The 1,878-nt window shown below is 70.3% G+C and carries 3 protein-coding genes; 1 reads left to right on the top strand and 2 read right to left on the bottom strand.

Annotated features, from left to right (window positions below):
* Both ACWF94_RS39695 and ACWF94_RS39690 read right to left on the bottom strand, forming a co-directional pair.
* Positions 1–567: response regulator transcription factor (locus tag ACWF94_RS39695; RefSeq protein WP_453500028.1), on the bottom strand; the 567-nt coding region annotated here is incomplete at its 3' end.
* 247 nt (positions 568–814) lie between these two features.
* Positions 815–1,495 (bottom strand): DUF3000 domain-containing protein, encoded by a 681-nt coding sequence (locus ACWF94_RS39690; RefSeq protein ID WP_453500026.1) that lies wholly within the window; start codon positions 1,493–1,495, stop codon positions 815–817.
* A 92-nt stretch (positions 1,496–1,587) separates the two neighbouring features.
* Between ACWF94_RS39690 and ACWF94_RS39685 the strand changes: the two genes are divergently transcribed.
* A partial coding sequence (locus ACWF94_RS39685; RefSeq protein WP_453500024.1) for a uroporphyrinogen decarboxylase family protein occupies positions 1,588–1,878 on the top strand: 291 nt, incomplete at its 3' end.

Raw genomic sequence — 1,878 nt, 5'->3', positions numbered from 1 at the left:
GAGGGCGGACAGGCCCATGGAGACGCCGATCGCCTTGTTGGACTGGCCCTCCGCGACGAGCCGGAGCACCTCCACCTCGCGGCCGGACAGCTCCCGGTAGCCACCCGGGTGGCTCGGAGCACCCGGGGGACGGCGGTGGCCGAGACGGGCTGCCGCGGCGCCGATGGGGGCGGCGCCGGGGCGGGTCGGGTGCCCGATGTTCGTGCGGGTACCGGTGACGACATAGCCCTTGACCCCGCCCGCGAGGGCGTTGCGTACGGCACCGATGTCATCGGCGGCGGACAGGGCGAGGCCGTTGGGCCAGCCGGCGGCCCGGGTCTCGGACAGCAGGGTCAGCCCGGAACCGTCGGGCAGATGGACGTCGGCAACGCAGATGTCGCGCGGGTTGCCGACGCGGGGACGCGCCTCCGCGATGGACGACGCCTCGATCACATCACGCACTCCGAGAGCCCACAGATGGCGGGTGACGGTGGAGCGGACGCGCGGGTCGGCCACGACGACCATGGCCGTCGGCTTGTTCGGGCGGTAGGCGACCAGGCTTGCGGGCTGCTCGAGAAGAACGGACACCAGGCCTCCTGGAGAAGGTGCGGGACGGGCCGGCTCGGGGGTGAAGCCGGGGCGAACCGTGCAGTTAGGGTCACTGACCTCTTCGGCAGCAAACCCGGCGGCCTTTAGAGAATGATCACGATTCAGTGAGTAACAATTGGTGCAATTCGGACGGGTGATCGATCATCCTACGAATGAGCTGACGAGTTGTTACCGATAGGGGCCCACAGTCTTCCGCTTCCGGAGGGCCCTCCGCGTCAACCGGATGTCACCGATGCTGCGGTCCGCGCCGCTGCGGAAGCGTCACCACACCCGTCCCCGCGTCCGCCGGACCGGCCGGTGACGGGGGCAGCCCCGCGATCTGACAGAGCAGATCGCACCAGGCCGCGAGGTGTGCGGCCGAGTCGGGGACCCCCCCGAGACCCTCCCTCGGCGTCCAGGACGCCCGGATCTCGATCTGGGTCGCGGGACGCCGCTGCGAAAGTCCACCGAAATAGTGAGACCCCGCACGGGTGACAGTCCCGCTCGGCTCCCCGTACGAGAGCCCGCGCGCCGCCAGCGCCCCCGTCAGCCACGACCAGGACACCTCCGGCAGCAGCGGATCGGACGCCATCTCCGGCTCCAGCTCCGCCCGCACCAGGGTCACCAGCCGGAAGGTGCCCTGCCAGGCGTCGTGACCGGCCGGATCGTGCAGCAGCACCAGCCGCCCGTCCGCGAGATCCTCCTCGCCGTCGACCACGGCCGCCTCCAGGGCATACGCGTACGGCGCCAGCCGCTGCGGTGGGCGCGCGGCCTCCACCTCGATCTCGGGACGCAGCCGGGCGGCCCGCAACGCCTCGACCGCCAGCCCGAACGCCCGTGGGGCGGCTTTCTCGTCCGTACCGCCCCCACCGTCAGCATCGTCAGCGCCATGAGAATGATCGGAAAATTGTCCCTGAGCCGCAGCCATGCGGGGAAGAGTAGGCGGAACGGGGCCCCGGCGCAGGGAAGGACACCCGACCCGGGGCGGCCACTTCCACCGACCGTGCGAAGATTTGGGTCGTGAGCGTCAACGACCGCCCCTCGGGCCCCCAGCCGAACGCGTATGAATCCGCCTTCCTCAAGGCGTGCAGGCGTGAGCCGGTACCGCACACACCGGTCTGGTTCATGCGGCAGGCGGGCCGCTCACTGCCCGAGTATCTGAAGGTGCGCGAAGGCATCGGGATGCTCGACTCCTGTATGCGGCCCGAACTGGTCACCGAGATCACGCTCCAGCCGGTGCGCCGCCACAAGGTCGACGCGGCGATCTACTTCAGCGACATCGTCGTACCGCTCAAGGCCATCGGCCTCGAC

It is taken from the genome of Streptomyces sp. NPDC055078, from assembly GCF_053607985.1.
The sequence above is the reverse complement of the archived record's forward strand: the minus strand, read 5'-3'. Positions and strand labels throughout refer to the sequence as shown.